Genomic DNA, 26,512 nt, shown 5'->3' on the forward strand with positions numbered 1-26,512 from the left:
GCTGCGTGGGGCGCGGCGGGCCGGCGGCGCCCGGGATGCGGGAGCAGCGGCGCCGGCTCGGACCCCGCCGCGGGGCGGAGGCGCCCGGTACGCGGGAGCGGCGGTGCCCCAGGCTCCGGCCGAGACCGTGCCGCCGGGCCACCCGGACGGTGACCCCGCCCCGCGCGGGGCCCGCTTCGGCCGGCCCCGGCCGGAGCCCGAGGCCGCACCCGTCGCGCCGGAGGCACCCGCGCCGCGCGCCGCCGTCGGGGAGTTCATCGCCCGGCTGATCACGCTGCGGGCCCAGGGACGCGGCGGCGAGGCGCACGCGCTGCTCTGCGAGGCGGCCGCCTGGCCCGCGGCCCGACTGCCGGCCCTGGCCGGGGAGCTGGGCCGCGCCGGGCTCGCGGCCGACTGGGCCACCCTGCTCTGGGAGGCGGCCTCGCTGCCGCCCGAGCGGCTCGCCGCGGCCGCCGCCGCGCTCGGGGAGGCGGGCCGCGCCGCCGACTGCGAGACCCTGCTGCGCCAGGGCGCGGCCCGCCCCGCCGCCGAGATCGCCGAAGCCGCCCTCGCGCTCGGTGCGGCCGGCCGCACCCGGGAGGCCGACGCCCTGCTCGGCGCCTTCGTCCGGCTGCGCACCGCCGAGGAGTCCGCCCGCCTCGCCCGCCGCGACCCGCAGTGGTTCGGGCCCCGGCTGCTGCGGGCCGCCGAAGCGCTCTCGAGCACGCACCACCGGGACCTGGTGCACGCCCTGCGGGTCGCGAAACCGCCCGCCTCCTGACCGGAAACGACCACGTTCCGACGTAACGCAGTCGTATCTTGATCGACTACTCCAACCGCGCAAGGCGCTCTTGCCCCAGGCGTTGACGCGGCCTACGTTCTACTCCCTACGCACACCATCTACGTGCGTAGAAGTCGGCGTTCCCGTCGCGAGGAGCAGCTCATGGCCCATGTCGTCCGCGCCGCACTCGTCCAGGCCACCTGGACCGGAGACACCGAGTCGATGATCGCCAAACACGAGGAGCACGCCCGCCGGGCGGCCGCCCAGGGCGCGAAGATCATCGGTTTCCAGGAGGTGTTCAACGCCCCCTACTTCTGCCAGGTCCAGGAGCCCGAGCACTACCGCTGGGCCGAGGCCGTCCCCGACGGCCCCACCGTCCGGCGGATGCAGGAACTGGCCCGCGAGACCGGCATGGTGATCGTCGTCCCGGTCTTCGAGCTGGAGTCCGAGGGCTTCTACTACAACACCGCCGCCGTCATCGACGCCGACGGCAGCTACCTCGGCAAGTACCGCAAGCACCACATCCCCCAGGTCAAGGGGTTCTGGGAGAAGTACTACTTCCGCCCCGGCAACCTCGGCTGGCCCGTCTTCGACACCGCCGTCGGCCGGATCGGCGTGTACATCTGCTACGACCGCCACTTCCCCGAGGGATGGCGCCAGCTGGGCCTGGCCGGAGCCCAGCTCGTCTACAACCCCTCCGCCACGCACCGCGGCCTCTCCGCCTACCTCTGGCAGCTGGAACAGCCCGCCGCGGCCGTCGCCAACGAGTACTTCATCGCCGCCATCAACCGCATCGGCCAGGAGGAGTACGGCGACAACGACTTCTACGGGACGAGCTACTTCGTGGACCCGCGGGGCCGGTTCGTCGGGGAGACCGCCAGCGACAAGGAGGAGGAACTCCTCGTCCGCGACCTCGACTTCGACCTGATCAAGGAGGTCCGCGACCAGTGGGCCTTCTACCGCGACCGCCGCCCCGACGCCTACGGAGGGCTCGTACAGCCGTGACCAACCCGACCCCCCTGCACAGCCGCCACCACAGCGTCCTGCCCGACTGGCTCGCGCTCTACTACGACCGTCCCATCGAGCTCACCCACGGCGAGGGCCGCCACGTGTGGGACGCCGACGGCAACCGCTACCTCGACTTCTTCGGCGGCATCCTCACCACGATGACCGCGCACGCGCTGCCCGAGGTCACCAAGGCCGTCTCCGAGCAGGCCGGCCGGATCATCCACTCCTCGACCCTCTACCTCAACCGGCCGATGATCGAGCTGGCCGAGCGGGTCGCCGCGCTGTCCGGGATCCCGGACGCCCGGGTCTTCTTCACCACCTCCGGCACCGAGGCGAACGACACCGCCCTGCTGCTCGCGACGACGTACCGCCGCTCCAACCAGATCCTGGCGATGCGCAACAGCTACCACGGCCGCTCCTTCTCCACCGTCTCCGTCACCGGCAACCGCGGTTGGTCCCCGACGAGCCTCTCGCCGCTGCAGACGTACTACGTCCACGGCGCGGTGCGCAGCCGCGGCCCCTTCGCGCACCTGTCCGACGCGGACTTCACCGCCGCCGCCGTCGAGGACCTCCAGGACGTCCTCGGCCAGGCCCGCGGCGGGGTCGCCGCGCTGATCGCCGAGCCGATCCAGGGCGTCGGCGGCTTCACCGCGCCGCCCGACGGGCTGTACGGCGCCTTCCGCGAGGTGCTCGACCGGCACGGCATCCTCTGGATCAGCGACGAGGTGCAGACCGGCTGGGGACGTACGGGGGAGCACTTCTGGGGCTGGCAGGCGCACGCCCAGAACGGCCCGCCGGACATCCTCACCTTCGCCAAGGGCATCGGCAACGGCATGTCCGTCGGCGGGGTCGTGGCCCGCGCCGACGTGATGAACTGCCTGGACTCCAACTCCATCTCCACCTTCGGCGGCTCCCCGGTCACCATGGCGGCCGGCGTCGCGAACCTGGCGTACCTGCTGGAGCACGACCTCCAGGGCAACGCGCGCCGCGTCGGCGGCCTGCTCCTGGAGCGGCTGCGCGCGATCGCCGTGCACGTGCCCGCCGTACGGGAGGTCCGCGGCCGGGGCCTGATGGCCGGACTGGAGCTGGTCAGGCCCGGCACCGACCAGGCCGACCCGGACGCGGCCGCCGCCGTCCTGGAGGCCGCCCGCGAGGGCGGCCTGCTGCTCGGCAAGGGCGGCGGCCACAACACCAGCGTGCTGCGCATCGCGCCGCCGCTCTCCCTCACCGTCGCCGAGGCGGAAGAGGGCGCCGAAATCCTCGAACAGGCCCTGCGCGTCCTCAACTAGTCCCGAGGGAGCCGTACATGAGCATCCGCACCCTGATCAGCGGCGGCCTCGTCATCACCGCCGCCGACGAACTGCACGCCGACGTCCTGATCGAGGACGGCCGCGTGGCCGCCCTCGCCGCACACGGCTCGGCCGCCGCCGAGGCCTGGACGGCCGACCGCACGATCGACGCGAGCGGGAAGTACGTCATCCCCGGCGGGGTCGACGCGCACACCCACATGGAGCTCCCCTTCGGGGGCACCGCCGCCTCGGACACCTTCGAGACGGGCACCCGGGCCGCCGCCTGGGGCGGCACCACCACCATCGTGGACTTCGCCGTGCAGAGCGTGGGCCGCTCGCTGCGCGAGGGACTCGACACCTGGTACGACAAGGCCGACGGCAAGTGCGCCGTCGACTACGCCTTCCACATGATCCTCTCCGACGTCAACGAGGGCACCCTCAAGGAGATGGACCACCTGGTGGGGGAGGGGGTCACCTCCTTCAAGCTGTTCATGGCCTACCCCGGCGTCTTCTACAGCGACGACGGCCAGATCCTGCGCGCCATGCAGCGGGCCTCCGGCAACGGCGGGCTGATCATGATGCACGCGGAGAACGGCATCGCGATCGACGTCCTCGTCGAACAGGCCCTGGCGCGCGGGGAGACCGACCCCCGCCACCACGGCGAGGTGCGCAAGGTCCTCCTCGAAGCCGAGGCGACCCACCGGGCGATCCAGCTCGCGCGGGTGGCCGGCTCCCCGCTGTACGTGGTCCACGTCTCGGCCGAGGAAGCGGTGGCAGAGCTGGCGGCCGCCCGGGACAAGGGACTGCCCGTCTTCGGGGAGACCTGCCCGCAGTACCTGTTCCTGTCCACCGACAACCTGGCGGAGCCCGACTTCCAGGGCGCCAAGTACGTCTGCTCCACTCCGCTGCGGCCCCGCGAGCACCAGGAGGCGCTCTGGCGGGGGCTGCGGACCAATGACCTCCAGGTGGTCTCCACCGACCACTGCCCGTTCTGCTTCCGCGGCCAGAAGGAGCTCGGCCGCGGCGACTTCTCGAAGATCCCGAACGGGCTGCCGGGAGTGGAGAACCGGATGGACCTCCTCCACCAGGCCGTCCTGGACGGGCACATCACCCGCCGCCGCTGGATCGAGATCGCCTGCGCGAGCCCGGCCCGGATGTTCGGCCTCTACCCGCAGAAGGGCACCATCGCGCCGGGCTCCGACGCCGACATCGTCCTCTACGATCCGCACGCCGAGCAGGTCATCTCCGCCGAGACGCACCACATGAACGTGGACTACTCGGCGTACGAGGGCAAGCGGATCACCGGACGCGTCGACACCGTGCTCTCACGCGGCGAGCTCGTCATCGACCGGCTCGAATACACCGGCCGGGCCGGCCACGGGGCCTTCATCCACCGCTCCACCTGCCAGTACCTGTAAGCGCCCCGCGTAAGGAGCAGCCCCATGGACTTCGGCCTCGTCCTGCAGACCGACCCGCCCGCCTCGGCGGTCGTCAGCCTCATGAAGCGCGCCGAACGCAACGGCTTCCGCTACGGCTGGACCTTCGACTCGGCCGTGCTGTGGCAGGAGCCGTTCGTCATCTACAGCCAGATCCTGGCCAACACGCAGAAACTGCACATCGGCCCGATGGTCACCAACCCCGGCACCCGCACCTGGGAGGTGACCGCCTCCACCTTCGCCACGCTCAACGACATGTACGGCAACCGGACCGTGTGCGGGATCGGGCGCGGGGACTCCGCGATGAGGGTGGCCGGACGGGCGCCGAACACCCTGGCCCGGCTCGGCGAGGCCATCGACGTCATCCGCGACCTCGCGGAGGGCCGCGAGGCGGAGGTGGACGGCAACCCGATCCGCATCCCCTGGATCAGGGACGGGAAGCTCCCCGTCTGGATGGCCGCGTACGGGCCGAAGGCGCTGGCCCTGGCCGGACAGAAGGCGGACGGCTTCATCCTCCAGCTCGCCGACCTCTACCTCACGGAGTGGATGGTCAAGTCGGTCCGGGAGGCCGCGGAGGCGGCCGGCCGCGACCCGGCTTCGATCACCATCTGCGTGGCGGCTCCCGCGTACGTGGGCGAGGACCTCGCCCACGCCCGCGACCAGTGCCGGTGGTTCGGCGGCATGGTCGGCAACCACGTCGCCGACCTGGTCGGCCGTTACGGAGAGCACTCCTCGCTGGTCCCGGACGAGCTCACCGAGTACGTCAAGGCCCGCCAGGGCTACGACTACAGTCACCACGGCCGCGCCGGGAACCCGTCCGCGGACTTCGTCCCGGACGAGATCGTGGACCGGTTCTGCCTGCTGGGCCCGCCGGAGGCCCACATCGCGAAACTGCGGGCGCTGCGCGACCTGGGAGTGGACCAGTTCGCGGTCTACGACATGCACGACGCCCAGGAGGCCACGATCGACGCGTACGGCCAGCACGTCATCCCGGCGCTGAACGGCTGAACGGCTGAACGGCTGAACGGGTGACCTCGTGATCCCTTGCCGGGGGCGGGGCCGGGCTGACAGCCTGCCCCGGTACCGACCCCGGCATCGGTTCACCGGGAGTGCATCCGGTGGCCGAGCACAGGACGCGACGGACGGTGGGGTTTGTCAGTCGGTCGTGCTTTGCTGGGGGCATGATCGATGACTTTCTCGCCAGTGACCTGTCCGCCGTCGAAGAGGCCGTCCGCAAGGCCGCGGCGGTGGAGATCATGCCGAGATTCCGCCAGCTCGCCGACCACGAGGTGGTCGAGAAGAACGGCCCGCACGACCTGGTGACCGTCGCCGACCGCAAGGCCGAGGAGCACCTCACCGCCGCCCTCACCCGCCTGCTGCCCGGCTCGGCCGTGGTCGGCGAGGAAGCGGTGCACGCCGATCCCACCGTGTACGGGGCCCTGCGCGCCGACGCGCCGGTGTGGATCGTGGACCCGGTCGACGGCACCCGCCAGTTCGTGGAGGGCGACCCCAATTTCTGCACCCTGGTGGCGCTGGCCCACCGCGGGGAGATCCTCGCGTCCTGGACCTTCGCCCCGGCGCTGGAAGAGATCGCGACCGCCGTGCGCGGGCAGGGCGCCTTCGTCAACGGCGAGCGCATATCCAGCGGTGCGCCTGAGCCGGGCGCCGAGCTCCGGGTGGCCACCGCCCACCCGCTCTACACCTCCGAGCAGGACAAGCGGGCCCTGGCCCGGCTGGACGTGCCGGGGGTCGCCGCCCGGGCGTGCGGGTCGGCGGGCCTGGAGTACCTGAAGGTGGCCCGCGGCGAAATGGACGCCCTGGCCTTCACCTGGCCCTCCGCCTGGGACCACGCGGCGGGGCTGCTGCTGGTCGCCGAGGCGGGCGGCGCGCAGAGCACGGTCGACGGTGTCCCCTTCCGGGTGGACCGGGACAATGCGCTGCCGTTCGCCGTGGGCCGCGACGAGGCCACGGCGGTACGGATCCGCGAGCTGCTGCGGGGGGAGTGAGGGGCGCGAGGGACGCGGGCGTGCGAGCCCGCGTGTAGACGGGCGCAATAGGCTGGGGGCGGCGCCGTCGCCGGAGCCGTCGCCGGACTAAGGAGTCACAAGTGCCGTCGATTCTCGATGCGGTCGTGGTGGGGGCGGGGCCCAACGGGCTGACGGCCGCCGTCGAGCTGGCCCGGCGCGGTTTCTCGGTGGCCGTCTTCGAGGCCGCCGACACCGTAGGCGGCGGGGCGCGGACCGAGGAGCTCACCCTCCCGGGCTTCCGGCACGACCCCTGCTCGGCCGTGCACCCGCTCGGCATCGGCTCGCCGGTCTTCGCCACCATGCCGCTCAAGCGGTACGGACTGCAGTGGCTGCACGCCCCGCTGCCCATGGCGCACCCCTTCGACGACGGCACGGCCGCCGTGCTCTCCCGGTCGGTCGCGGAGACGGCCGCGTCCTTCGGGCCGCGCGACGCGGGCGCGTACCGGCGGCTGGTGAAGCCGTTCCTCGGCAGATGGGACACCCTGGTCCGGGACTTCATGTCGCTGCCGTCGACGGCGCTGCCCCGGGACCCGCTCACCCTGGCCCGGTTCGGCCTCGCCGGGCTTCCGCCGTCGACCTGGCTGCTGCGCCGCTTCCGGGACGACCGCGCGCGCTCCCTCTTCGCGGGGCTCGTCGCGCACGTCATCGCGCCCCTGAACGGGATCGCCACCGGCGCCGTCGGGCTGGTCTTCGCCCTCGCCGCGCACGCGGGAGGCTGGCCCATGCCGCGCGGCGGCTCGCAGTCCATCTCCGACGCGCTCGCCGCGTACCTGTGGGACCTCGGCGGCACCATCCACACCGGCTTCGAGGTCAAGCGGCTCGACGACCTCCCGCCGGCCCGGGCGTACGTGTTCGACACCTCGCCGACCGCGCTGGCCCGCATCGCCCGGCTGGGCCACGCGTACGACAACTACAAGTACGGCGCCGCCGTGTTCAAGATCGACTACGCGCTCTCCGGCCCCGTGCCCTGGACCGCCGAGGCGCCGCGCCGCGCCGGCACCGTCCAGATCGGCCCGACCACCCGCGACATCGACGCCGCCCTGCAACTCGCCTCCGGCGGCCGCGCCCCCCGCAACCCCTTCCTCATCACCGCACAGCCCAGCCTCGTCGACCCCGGCCGGGCGCCCGAGGGCAAGCACGTGTTCTGGGCGTACGGGCACGTCCCCGCGGGCTGGCGCGGCGACCTCACCGACGCCGTCGAGCGCCAACTGGAGCGCTTCGCACCCGGCTTCCGCGACCTGGTCCTCGCCCGCGCCACGGCCGGGCCGCCGGAGCTCGCCGCCCGCAACGCCAACTACGTCGGCGGCGACATCGCCTGCGGCGCGGCATCGGGAATCCAACTCCTGCTGCGCCCCAAGCTCTCCCTCTCCCCGTACACGACGGCCCACCCGGCGGTCTTCCTGTGCTCCTCCGCCACCCCGCCGGGCCCGGGCGTCCACGGCATGTCGGGCCACAACGCGGCCAAGGCCGTCTGGCGCCACCTGCGCCACGCGTAGCCCGGCGGGCGGGCGCGGGGTGCGGGACGGCTGATTCGGGGTGAAGCTGGAGGCATGAGCAGCTCCGAGCTGCGGCTGGCCCTCGCCATGCGGGGTGGCGTGAGCCTTGCCGTCTGGATGGGCGGGGCCTGTTGTGAGACGGCCCGGCTCCGGGAGGCGGCGCCGGACGCGGCCGATCCGCCGACCGCCCCGGTGACCCCCGTCTACCGCGAACTGCTGGACTGCTGCGGCTACCGGACCGTCGGCATCGACGTCCTCGCGGGGACCAGCGCCGGCGGACTGAACGGCGTACTCCTCGCCTGCCACCTCGTGTACGGGATGCCCTTCGGCGACGGGGTCCGCAACGTGTGGCTGCACCTCGGCGACGTGGAAGGGCTGTTGCGCCGCCGACAGCTCTTCCAGGTGCCGAACTCGCTGATGCGCGGCGACGAGGTCTTCTACGGGGAACTGCGCGAGGCACTGCGCACCCTCATCGAGCAGGCCCCGGAGGGCCGCCGGCCCGTGGAGTCGCTGCGGCTGATCCTGACGGCGACCAGGCTGCGGCCCCGCCGGGACTGGGTGCGGCCCACGCTCGGTCAGCCACTGCTGGTCGGCCGCTCCAACGCGTACTTCCGCTTCCGTCACCGCGGCGGCTTCACCGACTTCCCGCCGGCCGGCGAGGACCGGGAAGCCGCCCTGGACCGGCTCGCCTACGCGGCACGCACCACGTCCTCCTTCCCCGGAGCCTTCGAACCCGGCCGCCTGTTCGTCGGGAACGAGACTCCGCAGCCGGTGGAGGACCCGCCGCGGGTGAACATGCGCGGGGTGAGCAGCGAGACCGGCTACCCGGACGAGAACCAGGACGGCTGCGCCGAGTTCATCGACGGCGGGCTGCTCGACAACATCCCGGTGGCCTGGGCGGTCCGCGCCATCGCCGGGGTCCCGGTGATCCGCAAGGTCGACCGGTGGCTGCTGTTCCTCCAGCCCGTGCCGCCCCTGCAGCCCGAACCCGAGCCCGAGCCCATCGGCAGGCGCCGCGTCACCCGGCTCGTGGGCATCGCCACGAAGTCCCTGGCCGTGAAGTCGGGTTCGGAGTCCCTGCGCGACGACGCCCTCGAACTGCGCGACGCCGACGCCGCCACCCAGCTCAAACAGGGCATCAGCGGCGTACTGCCCTCGAAGTTCGCCACCCTGCGGGGCACGGCGCGGGACCGCGAGGACCCGTACCCCCGGACCGTCCGGTACTCCCGGACCGTCGGCCTGGCGGAAGCCACGCGGCTCATCCGGCTGCTGGCCGACCCGGCGGACGTCACCGGCCCCGACCCGCTCCCGCTGCCCTCCGGCCCCGGCCCGCTCGAGCCGCTCGACGAGGGCCGCGGGGAGGCCTCGGCCCTCTTCGCGCAGCTCCGCGACTGCGCCGAGCGGCTGGCGCCCACCCCGAAGAGCTCGCCGCTGGCCCTGGCCCGCGCGGTACGGCTGCTGATGGACTGGCTGTGGGCCTACGAGGACAGCCGCGCGGCCCACGACAACGCACAACTCGTAGCGGACTGCCGGGAACTGCTGTACGCCTGCCGGCTCGCCGTCTCCACCCTCATCGCCGCCCGGGACCGGATGCTCCTCGACGCGTACCGCACCTCGCTCGCCGACGGCGGCATCCCCACCGACGCCGTCCGCCCGCTCGCCACGGCCAACGGCCGCCTGCGCGACGCCCTGCCCGCGGTACCCCCCGCCGGGGCGGAGGTGACCGCCTGGCACCGCTGGTCGGTGGACCTCGCCGCCGAGGTCGCCCAACCGCCCTGGCCGTCCACCGCCGTCGACGCGTCCGAACCCCTCTACGCGGACCTCTGGGACCGGCTCGCCGTACTCGGCCGCCACATCGGGCGGGTCCTGCAGCCGCCCCCGGCCGGCTACACGGCCCTGGGCGAGGCCGCGCTCCTCGGCAAGGCCGCGATGCTCGAGGCGCTGGTCGCCGCCGAGGTGCTGCTCGGCCCGCTGCGCCCCGACCCGCTGGCCGAGGCCACCGACATCAAGTTCCACACCGTTTCCGCCGCCAACGGCAGTTGGGCCACCGACCGGGTGCTGGGCAGGGGGCGCACCCCGGAGGCGATGGTCGAGGCCAAGCTCAGCGGCAACCAGCTGAGCAACTTCGCCGCCTTCCTCAGTGTCCGCTGGCGGCTCGGAGACTGGACCTGGGGCCGGCTCGACGCGGCCGCTTCCCTCGTCGCCGTGGCCGCCACCGACGAACGCCTGTCCGCCAAGTTCGGGCACGTCAGGGGCCATCCGGCGCTCGGGCAGCTGGTCGCCGCCGAGATGCACCTCGGACCGCGCTTCACCGAGTACTGGAACCAGGACCTGGAGAACGAGCCGAACCGGGACCGCTGGGACCGGGTGCGGTACGTACTCACCGCCGTGCGCCAGCGCGAGATCCTCGACGAGGAACTCCCGCTGATCGCCGCGATGCACAAGGACGGCATCGTGTCCGGGAACCGGCCCCAGGAGATCCCCGCGCGGACGCCGAACCTGGACCTGAACGCACCCGAAGTCTTCGACGGGGCCGTGGAGTCCTTCGCCCAGATCGGCGCCGAAGGCGTCAACCAACTGGTCCGCGCCCCCGATCCGCGCCGCGCGGCCCTCCGTACGGGACTGGTCGCCTGGCCCGCGATCCAGCCCTCCGGACGGCTCTGGGCCCGCCCGGTACGGGTGCTGATGGACGCGGTGGCGCCGCTGTTCTGGCTTCCGACGCTGGCCGCCCTCCTGGCGCCCGCGACGGCCCTGATCGCGTTCGTGCTGATGTGGATCGGGGTCGCCTTCGCCAGCGACCACTGGTCCTCGCTGCTCGCCCACATCCCCCTGTGCTGCTACGCCATGATCGCCCTGGGAGCGGGCATCCGGCAGCAGAGCCGCCTCGGCTGGCTGAGAGTGCCGCTGTACCTCCTCGTGCTCGGTCCGCCCGTCGCCCTCTGGCAGCTGCGCGGACTGCACCCGACGGACGACGACACCAGCTCCTGGGAACGCACCCTGGTCGTCGCGGCCGCCTTCGCGATCGCCGCCGCGGCCCTGCTCTACCTCGGCTCGAACCGCTGGTGGCAGGTGCTCTGCGCGTTCCTGGCCGCCGGCCTCATCGCCGGCCTCGTCGTCGGAGTCCTCCAGTACCTGGGCGGCGAGCCCAGCGGCTGGTGGGGAGCCCTGGTCCTGTACGCCGTCCTCGCCTGGACCAGCTGGATCCTGCCCTGGCTCTACCCCAGGCCGCGGAGGGGAGACGCCGGCAGCCCGACGCAGCGCCCTGCGCCGAGCCCTCGGCTAGGGTGAATCGGTAGGAATCAGCCCCCCGGGGTGAGGTCGTGCGTTGGACACTTACCAGGAGACGAGCGAGGTACCGGATCAGCCGATGGCGGCTGTCGGGTACGCGGGCGTGCTCCGCGAGCTGCTGCCGATCGCCCTGTGGCGGGAGGACGCCGAAGGCCGCGTCGTGGAGTGGTCGCTGGCTGCCCAGGACCTGCTCGGACACCGGCCCGAGGACATCCTCGGCCGCCCCGGCACCTCCGTGCTCGTCCCCGGCGCCAACCGCGAGCTCGCCGACGACCTGACCCGCCGCGTCCAGGCCGGCGAGACCGTCGTCGGCACCCTGCCCGTACGGCACCGCGACGGCCACACCCTCCCGATGGAGATGTGGATCGTCCCGGCCGCCGACCCCCAGGGGCGCACGGGCGCCTTGCTGATCGCCGTGGAGACCTCCGAGGTCCTGCGCATGCGGGACTCCCTCGCCGCGCTCCAGAGCCTCTTCACGCAGTCGCCCATCGGCCTCGGCACCCTCGGCCCCGACCTGCGCTTCCTGCGCGTCAACGACGCACTGGCCCGGATGAACGGCGTCAGCGCCGCCGAGCACATCGGCAAACGGCTCACCGAGGTCGTGCCCGGGGTCAATGCCGACGCGCTGGAGCGTTTGATGCAGCAGGTCCTGGACCGGGGCACCGCCGTCGTCGACGTCCGCCGCACCGGGCGGACCGCCTCCGACCCGGAGAACGACCGGACCTGGTCCTGCTCATACGCCCCGCTGCTCGACGGCTCCGGCCGGCCGCTCGGCCTGATCGCCTCCCTCATCGACATCACCGACGGGCAGCGGGCGCAGGCCGAGGCCGAGCGGGCCCGGCGCCGCTTCGCCCTGCTCGCCGAGGCCGGCACCCGGATCGGTACGACCCTGGACCTGCGGCAGACCGCCCAGGAGATCGTGGAGGTGCTGGTACCGCAGCTCGCGGACTCGGCCGACGTACAGCTGCTCGCGGCGGTGCTGGAACCCGACGACGCCGGAGCCTCCACGCGCGGGGTGCTGCGGCGCCTCGCGGCCGTCTTCCCGGACCCGGGGGCGCCCACCGCCAAACTGGTCGCGGGACAGACCTTCCAGATCCCCGAGGGCACCGTCTACGAGCGGGTCATCGCCGACGGGCGGCCCCTGAACCTGTACGTGTCCGACATCCCGGCGCTGATCACGGAGCCGGGGGCGAGCGCCGAGGCGCTGCGCGCCTACCTCGCCACCCTCGGCTCCGCCCGCATGGTCCCGCTCGTCGCGCGCGGCCGGGTGCTCGGCGCGGTCGTGGTGACCCGGGTGAAGGGGCGCGAGCCCTTCGACGAGCAGGACTGCGTCCTCGTGGACGAACTGGCCGCCCGGGCGGCGCTCAACATCGACAACGCCCGGTTGTACACCACCCAGCGCGCGGCGGCGCTGACCCTGCAGCGCAGCCTCACCAACAGCGAGCTGCCCGAGGTCGCCGGACTGGAGCTGACCGGCCGCTACCTGCCCGCCAGCGACCACGACGTGGGCGGCGACTGGTTCGACGCCATCCAGCTGTCCGGCGGCCGGACCGGCCTGGTCATCGGGGACGTGATGGGGCACGGGATCCACGCGGCCGCCGTCATGGGGCAGCTGCGCACGGCCGTACGGACCCTCGCGCGGCACGACGTGCCCCCGGCGCGGATGCTGCGCTCGCTGGACGCGGTGGTGGCCGACCTGGGCGAGGACGAGATGGCGACCTGCGTGTACGCCGTCCACGACCCGGCGACGGGCAGCTGCGTGATCGCCCGCGCGGGGCACCCGCCGCCGGCCGTCGTGGGCGCCGACGGGTCGATCACCTTCCTCGACGGGCCGCCCGGGACCCCGCTCGGCACCGGCGGACACGATTTCCGTACCGAGGAGGTACAGCTGCCGCCGGGGAGCCTGCTCGTGCTCTACACCGACGGCCTGATCGAGGCCCGCGACCGGGACCTGGACCAGGGCATGGCCGAGCTGGCCGGGGCGCTGCGGGGGGCCGGGCAGCCGCTGGAGAGGCTGTGCGACGGCATCCTGGCCCGGCTGCTGCCGGGTGATCCCCAGGACGACGTGGCGGTGCTGCTGGCCCGCACGGTGGCGCCGCAGACGCCGTAGACGCCGCCCTCGGGCCCCGGGGGCCAGGGCGTATCACCAGGCCAGGTCCTCCAGCGCGTCCAGGTCCGGCACGGTCTCCGACGGCTCCTCGCCGCCGGTCAGCGCAAGCTCGGCCCAGATCACCTTGCCGCGCTCGGTGTAGCGGGTGCCCCACCGTTCGGCGTACTGCGCGACCAGGAACAGTCCGCGCCCTCCCTCGTCGGTGGTGGCCGCGTACCGCAGGTGCGGCGAGGTGCTGCTGCCGTCGGAGACCTCGCAGATCAGGCTGCGGTCGCGCAGCAGCCGGACCCGGATGGGCGCGGTCCCGTACCGGATGGCGTTGGTGATCAGCTCGCTGAGGATGAGCTCGGCGGTGAAGGAGATGTTCCCCAGCCCCCAGTCGGCCAGCTGTGCCGCGCCGGCGCCCCGCACCCGCGAGACGGCCGCCGGATCGGCGGGCACGTCCCATTCGGCGATGTGGCCCCGGTCCAGGCGGCGGGTGTCGGCGATCAGCAGCGCGATGTCATCGCTCGGCGACGGGAACAGCAGAGCGGCCAGGACGTCGGCGCAGGCCTGCTCCGGGCTGCGGCCCGGTCTGGACAGGGTGTCGCTCAGCATCTCCAGGCCGGTGTCGAAGTCCCGGTCGCGGTCTTCGAGCAGGCCGTCGGTGAACAGGACGAGCCGGCTCGCCTCCGGCAGGTGCAGCTCGGCGGCCTCGAAGGGCATGCCGCCGACGCCCAGCGGCAGCCCCACCGGCAGCTCGGGGTACTCCACGCGCCCGTCGGGGCCGACCAGCGCGGGTCCGGGGTGTCCGGCGCTGGCCATCGAGCAGCGCCCGGAGACGGGGTCGTAGACCGCGTACAGGCAGGTGGCGCCGGTGACGCCGGCGGACTCGGAGGCTCCGGGCCCGCCCGCCCCGGTGTCCGGGTCGGCGCCGGACTCGTCCTGGTCGATCCGGTTGATCAGCTCGTCCAGGTGTCCCAGCAGCTCGTCGGGCGGCAGGTCCAGGGTGGAGAAGTTGTGCACGGCCGTCCGCAGCCGGCCCATCGTGGCCGCCGCGTGCACGCCGTGACCGACGACGTCGCCGACGACCAGGGCGACCCGCGCGCCCGGCAGCGGGATCACGTCGAACCAGTCGCCGCCCACCCCGGCCTTCGCGGGCAGATAGCGGAAGGCGACGTCCACGGCGCTCAGGTCGGGCAGCACCCGCGGCAGCAGGCTGCGCTGGAGGGTCACGGCCACCGCGTGCTCGCGGGTGAAGCGGCGGGCGTTGTCGATGGAGACGGCGGCCCGTGTCGCCAGCTCCTCGGCGAAGGACAGGTCCTCCTCGCCGAAGGCCTCGGGGGTGTCCGCCCGCCAGAAGTTCGCCATGCCCAGGACCACGCCACGGGCCTGGAGCGGTACGGAGATCAGCGAGTGCAGCCCGTAATCCAGGGCCACCCGGGTCCCCTCGTTGTCCTGCGCCCGCCAGCCGAAGGCGGCGTTCAGATCCGCGGCGAGCACCGCCCGCCCGGCGTCCAGCGCGGCCGCCATCGGCGCCGTCGGCACGATGAACCGGATGATGTCGCCGACCGGCTGCAGCGGCTGGTCGGTGCGGATCCCGCTCATGGCCGCCCGGCGCATCTCGGTGTACGCGCCGGACACGACCGAGGGCTCCTCGCCGCGCAGCACCGGCTCCAGCAGCTCGACGGTGACGAAGTCGGCGAAGCGCGGGACCGCCACCTCCGACAGCTCCTCGGCGGTGCGCACCACGTCCAGGGTGGTGCCGATCCGCACGCCCGCGTCGTAGAGCAGCTGCAGGCGGCTGCGGGCGACCTCGGCCCGGCCCGACAGCGCGGCGAGCTCGGTGGAGTCGCGCAGCGTCATGACGGTGCCCGAGGGCCGGCCCGCGTAGGTCTTGGTCGGCCGCACGTTGACGGCGAGCAGCCGGTCGCCCGCCAGGTGGACCTCGTCGGTCGCGACCCGCCCGGAGGAGAGCAGGGCGGCGGTGCGCGGGTCGAGGCCCAGATCGCCTACGTGCCGCTGCTCGGCATCGGGCGGCAGGTCCAGGAGGCGGCGGGCCTCGTCATTGGCGAGGACGAGCCGGCCGTCGGAGCCGATGATGAGCACACCCTCGCGGACCGCGTGCAGAACGGCCTCGTGGTGCTCGTTCATCCGGGTCATCTCGTCCTCGCCGAGACCGCGGGTCTGGCGCCGCAGCCGGCGGCTGACCAGCGCGGCGCCGCCGGTGCCGAGCAGCAGGGCGCCGACCGCGGCGCCGAGGAGCAGGGGGAGCTGGCCCTCGACCGCGTCGCCCACGTCGGCGACGTCGATGCCGGTGGAGACCAGTCCGACGACGGCGCCCGTGGAGTCCTGTACGGGCACGACGGAGCGGACCACGTCGCTGGGCTGCCCCGTGAAGGTCTCGGTGAAGGCCTGGCCGGCCCTGGCGCGCGAGAGGTCGCCGGTGGCGCGCTTGCCGATCAGCTCGGGGCGGGAATCGGTGTACCGGACGCCGTCGGTGCTCAGGACGGCGATGAAGTCCACCCCGGAGGCCCTCCGGGCGCCCTCGGCCAGCGGCTGGAGCTCGGCGCCGGGGTCGGGGGACTTCAAAGAGGCCGGGAGGCCCGGCGCGTGCGCGAAGGCCTCCGCGGCCGCGAGCGAGCGGTGGCGGGCGTCGCGCTCGCTGTCGTAGCGGGACTGGAACACCAGGGCCAGGGCCGCAGCCGTGATCAGCAGCAGCACGAGCACGGCCTGGAGGGCGAAGACCTGACCGGCGACGCTGCGGGCACCCAGGGGCTTGCCCCTGGGTCGGCCAAAGCGTCCGGTCATGAGCCCTTTCTAACACTGTCGTCCCGGTTGCGGGGGGCGGCGGCCGCCCGGTAGGCGCGCGGGCTGACGCCGACGTACGAGGTGAAGTGCTGGCGGAAGGTGACCTCGCTGGCGAATCCGGCCCGCCGGGCCACCTCGGGGACGGGGTGGTCGGTGCGCTCCAGGAGTTTGCGGGCCTCGTCGAGGCGGTGGCCGAGCAGCCATTTGTGCGGGGTGGTGCCGGTGGCCGCGACGAAGTGCCGGGCGAAGGTGCGCGGCGACATGCCGGCCCAGCGGGCCAGGGTGGCCACGTCAGGCGGCTCGTGCAGCCGGCGCAGGGCCCGCTCCCGTACGGCGGCCAGCGCTTCGGCCGTCCGGTCGGCGGCGGGCGTCGGGCGGTCCAGGTACTGGGCGTGGTCGCCGGTGCGGAAGGGGCCCGTCACCATCGAACGGGCGATGGCGGCGGCGGCCTCGGCGCCGTGGGCCTCGCGGACCAGGTGGAGGCACAGGTCGATCCCGGAGGCGACCCCGGCGGAGGTCCACAGCCCGGAGTCGGCCACGTAGAGGAGGTCCTCCTCGACCAGGATTCCGGGGTGGCGCGCGGCGAGCTGCGGGGCCAGCCACCAGTGGGTCACCGCCCGGCGGCCCTCCAGCAGCCCGGCCTCGGCGAGGATGAACGCCCCGGCGCACAGGGCGGCCACCGGGACCCCGCGGGCGTGCGCCTCCCGCAGGGCGGCGAGGAGCGGCTCGGGCGACGGGTCGCAGGGCTCGGCCAGCGCCGGTACGACGACCAGGTCGGCTTCGGCGAGCCAGTCCAGCGCGCGGTCGGGGACCAGGGTCAGACCGCCGGGGAGCGGGATGGGGCCCTGGTCCAGGGCGCACCGGCGCAGCTCGAAGGGCGGCACCCCCAGGCGGCTGCGGTCGGGACCCCAGACCTCGGTGATGACGGCGAGGTCGAAGGCGCGGATGCCGGGCTGGACGACGATCGCGACGCGGTGCATGGCGGTGAGTCTGCCACGGGCGCCGTCATCCCTGCCAAGCTGGCAGGATCCCATCGGTTCGGGTCCCCGGAGCCGCTGTCGCGGGCCGTGGCCGCCGCCGAGGATGGAGCCATGACGAACACCGAGATCGACATTGCCGCGAACAGTGCCCTGCTGGTCATCGACGTGCAGAAGGGCTTCGACGACGCCTCCTTCTGGGGGCCGCGCAACAACCCGGCCGCCGAGGCGAACATCGCCGCGCTGATGGACGCCTGGCAGGAGACCGGCCGCCCGGTGGTGCTCGTGCGGCACGCCTCGCGCCCCGGCTCCGTACTCGCCCCGGACCAGCCGGGACACGCCTTCAAGGACCTCGTCGCCGAGCGGGCGGGCCGGGAGTCCCTGCTGATCACGAAGACGGTGAACTCCGCCTTCTACGGCACCCCGGACCTGGCCGACTGGCTCACCGCCCAGGACGTCCGCCAGCTGGTGGTCGTGGGGATCCAGACCAACATGTGCGTGGAGACCACCGCCCGGATGGGCGGAAACCTCGGCTACGAAGTCCTCGTACCCCTGGACGCCACCCACACCTTCGACCTGGCCGGCCCGGACGGACTGCACCTGACGGCCGACCAGCTCGCCACCGCCACCGCCGTCAACCTCCAGGGCGGCAGCTTCGCCCGCGTGGTCACCACGGACGCGCTGCTGGCGGCGGCCGGGGCGGCCGGGGCGGCCGGGTAGGTCCGCCGGGACGGCCGCGGCGACCGGCTCGCGCACACCCGTCACAAGGTGCACCCGTACGGGTGACAGGATTTTCGGCCAGCGCACCCCGGGCGGGGTGCTCCTGATGGGGGCGGCCGGGGCCCCGATGCCCGACGGACTGCGGCGGCTGAGCGAGGACCGGGTCCTGGAACGGCTGGAGCCGGCGCCGTTCACCCCGGCCGAGACGGCCGGGCTGCTGGGCGCGGCGCTGGGCGCGGCGTCCGAGCGGGCGGCCGCCCGGCTGTACGAGCGCTCCCGGGGGAACCCGCTGTTGCGGGAGTTGGTGCCCACCGCCGTCGACAGCGGCGAACTGCGCCTGGACGACGGCCTGTGGGGGACGGCTCCCGGGATCCCGCCGGGCCCCGCGGGTCGCGGACCGGATGGCCGACCTGGTGGAGAACCGCATCGGCGGCTACGGGCAGGACCGGCCGGAACCGCGCGAGGTGCTGGAACTCGACGCCCTGGGCCAGCCGTTGGCGTTCTCGCTGCGGCGACGGGCGCACTCCCGGCGGCGGGCCGCCGGACGGCCCGCGGCTGCACCGCCCCGGCCGGCAGAACCGCTCCCCGGGCTCACGGCGGGTGCCGCACACCCTGCGGTTGGTCACCCGGCCGTGCTCGCCACCACCCGGCCGCGGACCAACCCCCGCCGGGGCACCCGCCCGGAACCCCGATCGGGGGTTCCGGGCCTCGCTGTGCGTACGGCTCAGAGCGCGTCGGCGGCGATGTTCGCCGCGACCTGCTCCAGCAGGGGGCCGGCATGGGCGATGCACTTCGCCGTGTCCGGCTCGATCTCCGTCAGCGGGTACGCCCGGCGGATCCCGGCGGCCTGGAGGGCCTCCTGGGTCAGCAGCAGGCGGCCGCAGACCGCGACGACCTCCTTGCCCGCCGCGCGGGCCGCGGCCGCGACACCGGCCGGGGCCTTGCCGTGCAGGGTCTGCTCGTCCAGCGAGCCCTCACCGGTGATGACCAGCGTCGCCCGCTCCAGCGCCGGCGCGAAGCCCAGCACCTCCAGCATCAGCTCGATGCCGGGCCGGAACGTCGCGCCGAGGAGCAGCGCCCCGTACCCGATGCCGCCCGCGCCACCGGCGCCGGGCGCCAGCGCGCACTCGGCCGCCTTCGCGCCGATCGACTTCTCCAGCACCACCGCGAAGTGCGCGAGCGCCGCGTCCAGCGTCGCCACGTCCTCGGGCGACGCCCCCTTCTGAGGGCCGTAGACCGCCGGAGCGCCCTTCGGGCCCGTCAGCGGGTTGTCCACGTCGCTCGCCAGGACGAACTCCACCTCCGCGAAGCGGGGGTCGATCCCGGAGAGGTCGGCCGACGCCAGCCCGGCCAGGGCGCCGCCGCCCGGACCGACCGGTTCACCGTTCGCATCCAGGAACACCGCGCCCAGCGCGGCCAGCATGCCCGCGCCGCCGTCGGTGGTGGCGCTGCCGCCCACACCGAAGACGATCGAGCGCGCGCCCGCGTCCAGGGCGGCCTTCAGCAGCTCGCCGGAGCCGTAGGTGGTCGCCGTCAGCGGGGCGAAGACACCCGCCGGCAGCAGCTGCAGCCCGGAGGCCTCCGCCATCTCGACCACCGCGGTGCCCTCGCGCAGGGCGAAGGCGGCCGTGACCTGCTCGCCGAGGGGTCCGGTGACCCGTACCTCCCGGCGTTCGAACCCGGCCGCCACGGCGGCCGCGACCGTACCGTCACCGCCGTCCGCGACGGGGAGGGTCTCGATCTCCACGCCCGGTACGGCCCTGCGAAGGCCGGCCGTCACCCGCTCCGCGACCTGCACGGCCGTGAGTGAGCCCTTGAATTTGTCCGCGGCGATGAGCACGCGCGCGGTCTCAGTTACTGCTCCGTCCGTCACCTTGCTAATCCCTTGCTTTCGAACAGTGCAGTCGCGCCCCCATGAGCCTATCCGGAGGATCCTCCTATGCCCATGGGTGGCCTGGGTCACACCCGGCGCGGCATGCCCATAAATGGGGAGATAAGCCCGCATAGTGTGGCCGCATGGGCACGGATTCACTGGAACAGGCACGTCCGGATCCCCCCGGCGGGGGGCCTGAAGGAGCCGCCGAGGGCACTCCCGACCTCAGCGTCGTCCTCATCGGAGTGATCGCCGTGCTGGCCGTCGTCGCCTGGGCGGCCCTCGCCAAGGGTTCCTTCGACACGGCGTCGAGCACCGCCCTGGCCTGGGTGCTGAACAACTTCGCCTGGTTGTTCGTGATCGCCGCCGACGTCTTCCTCGTCATGTGCGTCGTGCTCGCGATCAGCCGCTTCGGCCGCATCCGCCTGGGCGCGGACGACTCGGAACCGGAGTTCACCAACCTCGCGTGGATCGCGATGATGTTCAGCGCGGGCATGGGCATCGGCCTGATGTTCTTCGGGGTGGGCGAGCCGCTGACCCACTACCTGAACCCGCCGCCCGCCTCCGGCGCGGCCCCCGGCACCGGGGACGCCGCGCGCGCCGCCCTGGACTACTCGTTCTTCCACTGGACGCTCACGCCCTGGGCGATCTACGGCATCGCCGGCCTGGCCCTCGCCTACGCGACCTTCCGCAAGGGCCGCGGCAACCGGCTCAGCTCCGCCTTCGTCCCGCTGATGGGCGAGGAGCGGGCCAACGGCCGGCCCGGCAAGGCCATCGACCTGCTCGCCGTCTTCGCGACCGTCTTCGGCACGGCCACCAGCCTCGGGCTCGGCGCGCTCCAGGTCGCCAAAGGCCTGAACATCACCACCGGCATCGAGGACTCCACCACCGTCGAGCTGGTCATCATCGCCTCGCTGTCGGCGGCCTTCGTGCTCTCCGCCTTCTCCGGCCTGAACAAGGGCGTCAAATGGCTGAGCACGATCAACGTCGTGCTCGCCGCGGTGCTGATGCTCTTCGTCTTCGTGCTCGGCCCGACCGTCTACGTCCTCGACGTGATCCCGGCGAGCGTCGGCAGCTACCTGCACAACCTGCTCCCCATGGCCACCAGCACCGGGGCGTTCACCGACAGCAAGTGGCTCGGCGCGTGGACGATCTTCTACTGGGCGTGGTGGCTGTCCTGGGCGCCGTTCGTCGGCACCTTCATCGCCCGCATCTCGCACGGCCGCACCATCCGCGAGTTCCTGATCGGCGTACTGCTGGTGCCCAGCGGCGCCACCGTCGTCTGGTTCTGCGTGATGGGCGGCACCGCCATCCGCCTCGATTCCACCGGCGCCGTCGACTTCGCCCCCAAGATCAAGGACGGCACCGAGGCCTCGCTCTTCGCGATGCTCGACGCGCTGCCGCTCAGCACGGTCACCTCCTGGGTGGCCATGGCCCTGGTGATGACGTACTTCGTCACCAGCGCCGACTCGGCGTCCCTCGTCATGGGCTCGCTCACCAGCCGCGGCTCGCTGCACCCGCCCACCTGGCTCGTCGTCACCTGGGGCGTGCTGATGGCCGCCGTGGCCGCCGTCCTGCTCGTCGCGGGCGGCCTGAAGTCCCTCCAGACCGCCACCATCCTGGTCGCGCTGCCCTTCGTGCTCGTGATGCTGCTGCTCTGCTGGGCCCTGGTGAAGGAGCTGCGTGAGGACCCCGGCGCGGGCCCGGCCCGCCACCACGCCCTGCACGGGATGCGGGACGCGGTCAAGGCGATGGTCGGCGACGCCGTCACCGAGCAGGGACCGGCGCGCCACCCCAGGCTGCGTCGGCTCGCCGAGTCCAAGGGCCGGGGCCGCGAGGACGGCGGCGCCGGCGGGGGCGGGCCCGAGGCGTGATCCCCGGCCGCCCCGGCCGTCTGGGTAGGGTTGCCGCGTGACCACCACGGATGACTACGCCACGTACATCGCGAGCCTGCCCCGGGTGCTGGCCGGCGCCGCCGCCCTCTACCGGGACGCCGAGGGCCGGGTGCTGCTCGTCGAGCCCAACTACCGCGAGGGCTGGGCCCTGCCGGGCGGCACCATCGAGTCGGACGAGGGCGAGTCCCCGCGTACGGCCGCCCGCCGCGAGAGCGCCGAGGAGATCGGCATCGACGTACCGCTCGGCCGGCTGCTCGCCGTCGACTGGACGCTGGGCTCCGCCCGGCCCCCGCTGGTCGCCTACGTCTACGACGGCGGCGTACTCGACGCGGCGCAGCTCGCCGCCGTAGAGCTCCAGGAGGAGGAGCTGATCTCGTGGCGGCTCGTCGAGCCGGCCGAGCTCACCGCCTACCTCCCCGGCTCCCTCGGCCTGCGCACCGTGGAGGCGTACCGGGTCCTGCAGTCCGGCGAGGGCACGGCGGAACTGGAGAACGGGCGACGCCCGGCAGGGCTCTGAGGCCCTGCGGAAGACCCTGCCGGGACCCGGACCCTGTCAGGCCCCCCGATTATCCGGCGCCTACATCGAGCAGGACAGAATTCAGCAGATGATCACGATGTACGCCTGGCCCAGCACCGCCGACGGGCCCGACGCCCTCCCGATGGTCCACTTCACCACCGAACAGCAGGCCGGCGGCGAGGTGACCCCCGACGGAGTGCCGGTCTGGCTGTTCGACACCGCGATACGCGACGGCGGCTGGGCCCAGTTCACCGACTTCGACGGCTGGTCCGTGCCCGCGGCCGGCTGGCAGGCCTTCTACCGCCGCGAGGACGACCTCCTCGCCGTCACCGGCCCCGGTTCCTGTGAAGGCTGGTACCAGGGCACCCTCGGCGCCGACGGCGACTGGGTGGCGGCGGCCGCCACCCAGCAGAGCGTGGTCCTGCTCGCCGCCCCCGTCCAGCACCCGTCCCTGTTCGGCTACGCCGTGGAGGCCGGCGCCGCCTTCGCCCTGCTGGTGCCGCTGATGGTGGTCTGACGGGTATCAGCGCCGCCCGACGGCCTCGAAGGCCAGCAGCCGCACCTTTCGCTCCACGCCGCCGCCGTAGCCGGTCATGCCGCCCGAGGCCCCGATCACCCGGTGGCACGGCACGATGATGCCGACCGGGTTCTTCCCGTTGGCCAGGCCCACCGCGCGGGAGGCGCTCGGCTTGCCCAGCTTCGCGGCGAGCTCCCCGTACGACCACGTCTGCCCGTACGGGATCCGTACGAGCTGCTCCCACACGCTGCGCTGGAACTCGGTGCCCTCCAGCCGGACCGGCAGGTCGAACTCGGTGAGCTCCCCAGCGAAGTACGCGGCCAGCTGCCGCGCCACTTCGGGGAACGGCGCCTCGCCGACGGCGACCCGCTCGCCGAAGGACTCCTCGGCGGGGCGGTGGCGCTGCCCGGTCATGTACAGGCCGCTGAGGACGCCGTCGTGGGCGACCAGGGTGAGCGGACCGTAGGGGCTGTCGACGACGGTGTGCTGCTTGCTGCTGCTGTTCATGGTCTCGTGCGCCTCTCAGACGGGCAGGTGGTTGATGGCGTGGTCGTCGGTGGCCCACAGGTACTGGACGGCGTACGCGCGCCACGGCCGCCAGCCGGCCGCCCGGGCCGTCAGCGCCGCGGGCGTGGACGGCAGCCCGAGCTCCTTGGCGGCCCGCCGGACCCCCAGATCGGACGGCAGGAACGCGTCGGGGTCGCCCAGTGCCCGCATCGCGATCACCTCGGTGGTCCACGGCCCGAAGCCGGGCAGCGCGTTCAGCCGCGCACGGGCGGCCTCCCAGTCGCTGTCGATGCCGAGCGGGAGCGAGCCGTCGGCCAGCGCCGAGACCAGCGTGGTCAGGGTGGTCCGCCGGGTGCGGGGCAGGGCCAGGGACTGCGGGTCCAGCCCGGCCAGCGCCTGCGGGGACGGGAACAGGTGCGTCAGACCGCCCTCCGGGTCCGGATCGGCGACGGGTTCGCCGTGGGCCGTGACCAGCCGGGCCGCGTGGGTGCGTGCGGCGGCGGTGGACACCTGCTGGCCGAGGACGGCGCGTACGGCGAACTCCGCCGCGTCGACGGTACGGGGTACCCGGCGCCCCGGGGCCTTGTTCACGAGCGGGGCCAGCAGTGGGTCGCTGCGCAGCTGCTCGTCGACCGCCTCGGGGTCGGCGTCGAGGTCGAGCATCCAGCGGCAGCGGCTGATGGCGATGGTGAGGTCCCGCAGATCGGTCAGCGCGAGCTGGCAGCCGATGTGGTCGGGCTGCGGCGTGAGCGAGACGACGCCGGTGCCGTACGGGAGCCTCAGCGTCCGGCGGTACGCCCCGGCCCGCCACTCCTCGACGCCGGGCACGGCCGTGGCGGCGAGGTGCCCGAAGAGGTTGTCGGGGTTGAGCGGGGCCCGGTAGGGCAGCCGGAGCGCGATCGTTCCGGGGACCTTGGGGTGGTGGCGGCCCGCCTTCTCGGCCCGTTGCCGGAGCTCGCCGGGGGCGAGGGCGAAGACCTCGCGGACGGTGTCGTTGAAGGTGCGGATGGAGGAGAACCCGGCGGCGAAGGCCACGTCGCCCATGGGCAGCTCGGAGGTCTCGATGAGCAGCCGGGCGGTCTGCGCGCGCTGCGCCCGGGCGAGGGCGAGGGGGCCGGCTCCGAGCTCCGCGTTGAGCTGCCGCTCCACCTGGCGGGTGGAGTACCCGAGCCGGGCGGCCAGCCCGGGTACGCCCTCGCGGTCGACGACGCCGTCCTGGATGAGCCGCATGGCGCGTGCCACGGCGTCGGCCCGTGCGTTCCACTCGGGCGAACCGGGACTGGTGTCGGGCCGGCACCGTTTGCAGGCCCGGAACCCGGCCTGCTGACAGGCGGCGGCGCTGGGCAGGAAGGTCATGTTCTCGACCTTGGGCGGTACGGCGGGGCAGCTGGGCCGGCAGTAGATCCGCGTGGTCAGCACGGCGGTGAAGAACCACCCGTCGAAGCGGGCGTCCTTCGACTGCACGGCTCTGACGCAGCGATCGGTGTCGGTGTACATGGCTCCAGCATCCCGGCCGCCGTGCCCCCGGGCTGGCGGTTTTCCGACATCAAGGCTACCGCCGGGGGACCTGCGAGGCGGCGCGGCGTCAGCCGAGATCCCGCCCCGCCGGCGTTCGAGGCTCGGGTCTGGGCGGAGCCCCAGGAGGCCCGGCACGACCGAATGGCCCCGCGGACGCGAAAGGGCCCCCGCGCCTGAGCGGCGGCGGGGGCCCTTCGTAATACGGCTACGGCTACGGCTAGGGCTACGGGACCTGCGTGGCCCGCGCCTCACGACGGTTGTGGCGGAACGTGTTCGCCCGGCGCGTCGTGGCGAACAGCGGAATCGTCGCCGCCAGAGCGATCTGTAGCGCACAGCCCGTCTGGAGCAGCAGCTGACCACCGGGCGCGTCGAACGCCCAGGCCGCCAGCAGCCCCATCGCCCCGACGATCCAGCTCAGCATCGCCACCGCGAGGACACCCCGCGGCTTGGGGTACTCGACCCGGCTCACCATCAGCCACGCCACCCCGATGATCGCCAGCAGCGTCGGGACGAACGGCAGCTCCAGCAGCACGATCGAGACGACCGTCAGCGCGCCGAAGGGGCTCGGCATGCCCTGGAACATGCCGTCCTTCATCGTCACGCAGCTGAATCTCGCCAGCCTGAGCACGACCGCGAGCAGCACCACGATCGCCGCCAGCGCCGACATCTTCTGGTGCGCGTCCACGGCGACCATGCCGTAGACGAGCACGAAGTACGCCGGGGCGAGCCCGAAGCTGATCAGGTCGGACAGGTTGTCCAGCTCCGCGCCCATCGGCGAGCTGCGCAGCTTGCGGGCCACGATGCCGTCGAAGAGGTCGAAGACCGCGGCGAGCAGCATCAGTATCACGGCCGTCGCGGCGCTGCTGCGGGCCATGCCCGACTCGCCGCTGCCGGTGAGGTGCGGGATGAGGATCCCGGTGGTGGTGAAGTACACCGCCATGAATCCGCACGTCGCGTTGCCGAGCGTGAGGGTGTCCGCTATCGACAGCCGCAGTGACAGCGGCATGTCGTCCTCGGCGGACTCCTCCTGCGATGCCTCGGGCACCCAGCCCGCTGCGGGAGTCTCAGGGTCAGTCACGGTCAATTCGGGTCACCCCCGCGGTGGTGGCCTGACCGACCTCGACCGCGACCTCGACGCCCTCCGGGAGGTAGATGTCGACGCGCGAGCCGAATCGGATCAGACCGATGCGTTCGCCCTGCTCCACCTTGGTGCCGGCCGGCAGGTACGGGACGATCCGGCGCGCCACGGCGCCGGCGATCTGCACCATCTCGATGTCGCCGAGCTCGGTGTCGAAGTGCCAGACGACGCGCTCGTTGTTCTCGCTCTCCTTGTTGAACGCCGGGACGAACCCGCCGGGGATGTGCTCCACGGACGTCACCGTGCCCGCGAGGGGCGCGCGGTTGACGTGGACGTTCAACGGGCTCATGAAGATCGCGACCCGGGTCCGCCCGTCCTTCCACGGCATGATGCTCTGCACCACTCCGTCGGCGGGCGAGATGACACGGCCCTGAGCGATCTCGCGCTCGGGGTCGCGGAAGAACCACAGCATGCCCGCCGCGAGCGCGGTGGCGGGCACGGCCGCCGCGGCCCAGCGTCCGGACTTGCGGGCCCGGGTGAGGCTGAGCGCCGCGGTGGCGACGGTCGGCAGGAGCCACGGCGATGCTCCGCGCGCGAGGCGTACGCCAAGGAGGCTGTCGCGAGGTGCAGAGGTTTGGCTGTGGGGCATGGATGACCTTCGTAGCGGGTGATGCCGCGCCGTAAACGGGGGGACGGGACGGCGGCT

The 26,512-nt window shown here is 73.4% G+C and carries 19 protein-coding genes and 1 pseudogene; 13 read left to right on the forward strand and 7 right to left on the reverse strand.

Going from position 1 to position 26,512, the window contains the following annotated elements; all coding sequences use genetic code 11:
- The 9 genes and pseudogenes from ACFWB8_RS16255 to ACFWB8_RS16295 form a co-directional block, all read left to right on the forward strand.
- A pseudogene (locus ACFWB8_RS16255) lies at window positions 1–760 on the forward strand (hypothetical protein); the annotation flags it as partial.
- A gap of 162 nt (window positions 761–922) precedes the next feature.
- Window positions 923–1,765: a nitrilase-related carbon-nitrogen hydrolase gene (locus ACFWB8_RS16260; RefSeq protein WP_385226484.1), complete on the forward strand. Its 843-nt coding sequence runs from the start codon at window positions 923–925 to the stop codon at window positions 1,763–1,765.
- Window positions 1,762–3,057 (forward strand): aspartate aminotransferase family protein, encoded by a 1,296-nt coding sequence (locus tag ACFWB8_RS16265; RefSeq protein ID WP_385226486.1) that lies wholly within the window; start codon window positions 1,762–1,764, stop codon window positions 3,055–3,057. The genes ACFWB8_RS16260 and ACFWB8_RS16265 overlap by 4 nt, the downstream gene beginning before the upstream one ends.
- A 17-nt stretch (window positions 3,058–3,074) precedes the next feature.
- Window positions 3,075–4,475, forward strand: coding sequence for a dihydropyrimidinase (gene hydA / locus ACFWB8_RS16270; protein ID WP_385226488.1), 1,401 nt, complete (start codon window positions 3,075–3,077; stop codon window positions 4,473–4,475).
- 24 nt (window positions 4,476–4,499) lie between these two features.
- Complete coding sequence (locus ACFWB8_RS16275; RefSeq protein ID WP_385226490.1) at window positions 4,500–5,501, forward strand: TIGR03842 family LLM class F420-dependent oxidoreductase; 1,002 nt, start codon at window positions 4,500–4,502, stop codon at window positions 5,499–5,501.
- Between the two features lie 173 nt (window positions 5,502–5,674).
- Window positions 5,675–6,499, forward strand: coding sequence for an inositol monophosphatase family protein (locus ACFWB8_RS16280; RefSeq protein ID WP_385226492.1), 825 nt, complete (start codon window positions 5,675–5,677; stop codon window positions 6,497–6,499).
- A 101-nt stretch (window positions 6,500–6,600) separates the two neighbouring features.
- The gene (locus tag ACFWB8_RS16285) at window positions 6,601–8,016 is read left to right on the forward strand and encodes a phytoene desaturase family protein (protein ID WP_385226494.1); all 1,416 of its coding nucleotides are present in this window, start codon (window positions 6,601–6,603) and stop codon (window positions 8,014–8,016) included.
- Between the two features lie 54 nt (window positions 8,017–8,070).
- Complete coding sequence (locus ACFWB8_RS16290; protein ID WP_385226496.1) at window positions 8,071–11,304, forward strand: DUF3376 domain-containing protein; 3,234 nt, start codon at window positions 8,071–8,073, stop codon at window positions 11,302–11,304.
- 79 nt (window positions 11,305–11,383) lie between these two features.
- Window positions 11,384–13,414, forward strand: coding sequence for a SpoIIE family protein phosphatase (locus tag ACFWB8_RS16295; protein WP_385226498.1), 2,031 nt, complete (start codon window positions 11,384–11,386; stop codon window positions 13,412–13,414).
- A 33-nt stretch (window positions 13,415–13,447) separates the two neighbouring features.
- Here the strand turns inward: ACFWB8_RS16295 and ACFWB8_RS16300 are convergent, their stop codons facing one another.
- Together ACFWB8_RS16300 and ACFWB8_RS16305 are read right to left on the reverse strand one after the other, a co-directional pair.
- Window positions 13,448–16,204 carry a SpoIIE family protein phosphatase gene (locus tag ACFWB8_RS16300; RefSeq protein WP_385226500.1) on the reverse strand — a complete coding sequence of 919 codons (2,757 nt, stop codon included), beginning with the start codon at window positions 16,202–16,204 and terminating at the stop codon, window positions 13,448–13,450.
- Entirely contained in the window at window positions 16,201–17,184 is a 984-nt protein-coding gene (locus tag ACFWB8_RS16305) for a GlxA family transcriptional regulator (RefSeq protein WP_385226502.1), read from the reverse strand. Before ACFWB8_RS16305 ends, ACFWB8_RS16300 begins: the two co-directional genes overlap by 4 nt.
- Before the next feature lie 111 nt (window positions 17,185–17,295).
- Between ACFWB8_RS16305 and ACFWB8_RS16310 the strand changes: the two genes are divergently transcribed.
- Entirely contained in the window at window positions 17,296–17,901 is a 606-nt protein-coding gene (locus ACFWB8_RS16310) for a cysteine hydrolase family protein (protein ID WP_385226504.1), read from the forward strand.
- A 724-nt stretch (window positions 17,902–18,625) separates the two neighbouring features.
- On the opposite strand, the gene ACFWB8_RS16315 is transcribed toward ACFWB8_RS16310, so the two are convergent.
- Window positions 18,626–19,774 carry a glycerate kinase gene (locus tag ACFWB8_RS16315; protein WP_385226506.1) on the reverse strand — a complete coding sequence of 383 codons (1,149 nt, stop codon included), beginning with the start codon at window positions 19,772–19,774 and terminating at the stop codon, window positions 18,626–18,628.
- Between the two features lie 143 nt (window positions 19,775–19,917).
- Between ACFWB8_RS16315 and ACFWB8_RS16320 the strand changes: the two genes are divergently transcribed.
- The 3 genes from ACFWB8_RS16320 (at window position 19,918) to ACFWB8_RS16330 (ending at window position 22,703) form a co-directional block, all read left to right on the forward strand.
- Entirely contained in the window at window positions 19,918–21,648 is a 1,731-nt protein-coding gene (locus ACFWB8_RS16320; protein ID WP_385226508.1) for a BCCT family transporter, read from the forward strand.
- A 37-nt stretch (window positions 21,649–21,685) separates the two neighbouring features.
- Window positions 21,686–22,186, forward strand: a complete 501-nt coding sequence (locus tag ACFWB8_RS16325; protein WP_385226510.1) for an NUDIX domain-containing protein — start codon at window positions 21,686–21,688, stop codon at window positions 22,184–22,186.
- A gap of 88 nt (window positions 22,187–22,274) precedes the next feature.
- On the forward strand, window positions 22,275–22,703 hold the full coding sequence (locus tag ACFWB8_RS16330) for a hypothetical protein (protein ID WP_385226511.1): 429 nt from the start codon (window positions 22,275–22,277) through the stop codon (window positions 22,701–22,703).
- A gap of 6 nt (window positions 22,704–22,709) precedes the next feature.
- Here the strand turns inward: ACFWB8_RS16330 and ACFWB8_RS16335 are convergent, their stop codons facing one another.
- The 4 genes from ACFWB8_RS16335 to ACFWB8_RS16350 all read right to left on the reverse strand — a co-directional run bounded on the left by ACFWB8_RS16335 (window position 22,710) and on the right by ACFWB8_RS16350 (window position 26,455).
- Complete coding sequence (locus ACFWB8_RS16335; RefSeq protein ID WP_385226513.1) at window positions 22,710–23,210, reverse strand: methylated-DNA--[protein]-cysteine S-methyltransferase; 501 nt, start codon at window positions 23,208–23,210, stop codon at window positions 22,710–22,712.
- Window positions 23,211–23,225: 15 nt separating this feature from the next.
- Complete coding sequence (locus ACFWB8_RS16340; protein WP_385226515.1) at window positions 23,226–24,707, reverse strand: AlkA N-terminal domain-containing protein; 1,482 nt, start codon at window positions 24,705–24,707, stop codon at window positions 23,226–23,228.
- A gap of 244 nt (window positions 24,708–24,951) precedes the next feature.
- Window positions 24,952–25,773: a CDP-diacylglycerol--serine O-phosphatidyltransferase gene (pssA, locus tag ACFWB8_RS16345; protein WP_385226595.1), complete on the reverse strand. Its 822-nt coding sequence runs from the start codon at window positions 25,771–25,773 to the stop codon at window positions 24,952–24,954.
- A gap of 25 nt (window positions 25,774–25,798) precedes the next feature.
- A complete protein-coding gene (locus ACFWB8_RS16350; RefSeq protein ID WP_030010161.1) occupies window positions 25,799–26,455 on the reverse strand; it encodes a phosphatidylserine decarboxylase in 657 nt (218 codons plus the stop codon).
- Window positions 26,456–26,512: the final 57 nt, after the last annotated feature.

The organism is Streptomyces sp. NPDC060031, from assembly GCF_042736805.1.
Classification (GTDB): Bacteria; Actinomycetota; Actinomycetes; order Streptomycetales; family Streptomycetaceae; genus Streptomyces.

What these genes read in the sequence shown, in the direction of transcription:
- ACFWB8_RS16290 (WP_385226496.1), top strand. Translation starts at nt 8,071, where the DNA reads ATGAGCAGCTCCGAGCTGCGGCTGGCCCTCGCCATGCGGGGTGGCGTG.
- hydA (WP_385226488.1), top strand. Translation starts at nt 3,075, where the DNA reads ATGAGCATCCGCACCCTGATCAGCGGCGGCCTCGTCATCACCGCCGCC.
- ACFWB8_RS16330 (WP_385226511.1), top strand. Translation starts at nt 22,275, where the DNA reads ATGATCACGATGTACGCCTGGCCCAGCACCGCCGACGGGCCCGACGCC.
- ACFWB8_RS16280 (WP_385226492.1), top strand. Translation starts at nt 5,675, where the DNA reads ATGATCGATGACTTTCTCGCCAGTGACCTGTCCGCCGTCGAAGAGGCC.
- ACFWB8_RS16260 (WP_385226484.1), top strand. Translation starts at nt 923, where the DNA reads ATGGCCCATGTCGTCCGCGCCGCACTCGTCCAGGCCACCTGGACCGGA.
- ACFWB8_RS16295 (WP_385226498.1), top strand. Translation starts at nt 11,384, where the DNA reads ATGGCGGCTGTCGGGTACGCGGGCGTGCTCCGCGAGCTGCTGCCGATC.
- ACFWB8_RS16275 (WP_385226490.1), top strand. Translation starts at nt 4,500, where the DNA reads ATGGACTTCGGCCTCGTCCTGCAGACCGACCCGCCCGCCTCGGCGGTC.
- ACFWB8_RS16300 (WP_385226500.1), bottom strand. Translation starts at nt 16,204, where the DNA reads ATGACCGGACGCTTTGGCCGACCCAGGGGCAAGCCCCTGGGTGCCCGC.
- ACFWB8_RS16305 (WP_385226502.1), bottom strand. Translation starts at nt 17,184, where the DNA reads ATGCACCGCGTCGCGATCGTCGTCCAGCCCGGCATCCGCGCCTTCGAC.
- ACFWB8_RS16340 (WP_385226515.1), bottom strand. Translation starts at nt 24,707, where the DNA reads ATGTACACCGACACCGATCGCTGCGTCAGAGCCGTGCAGTCGAAGGAC.
- ACFWB8_RS16335 (WP_385226513.1), bottom strand. Translation starts at nt 23,210, where the DNA reads ATGAACAGCAGCAGCAAGCAGCACACCGTCGTCGACAGCCCCTACGGT.
- ACFWB8_RS16350 (WP_030010161.1), bottom strand. Translation starts at nt 26,455, where the DNA reads ATGCCCCACAGCCAAACCTCTGCACCTCGCGACAGCCTCCTTGGCGTA.
- ACFWB8_RS16310 (WP_385226504.1), top strand. Translation starts at nt 17,296, where the DNA reads ATGACGAACACCGAGATCGACATTGCCGCGAACAGTGCCCTGCTGGTC.
- ACFWB8_RS16320 (WP_385226508.1), top strand. Translation starts at nt 19,918, where the DNA reads ATGGGCACGGATTCACTGGAACAGGCACGTCCGGATCCCCCCGGCGGG.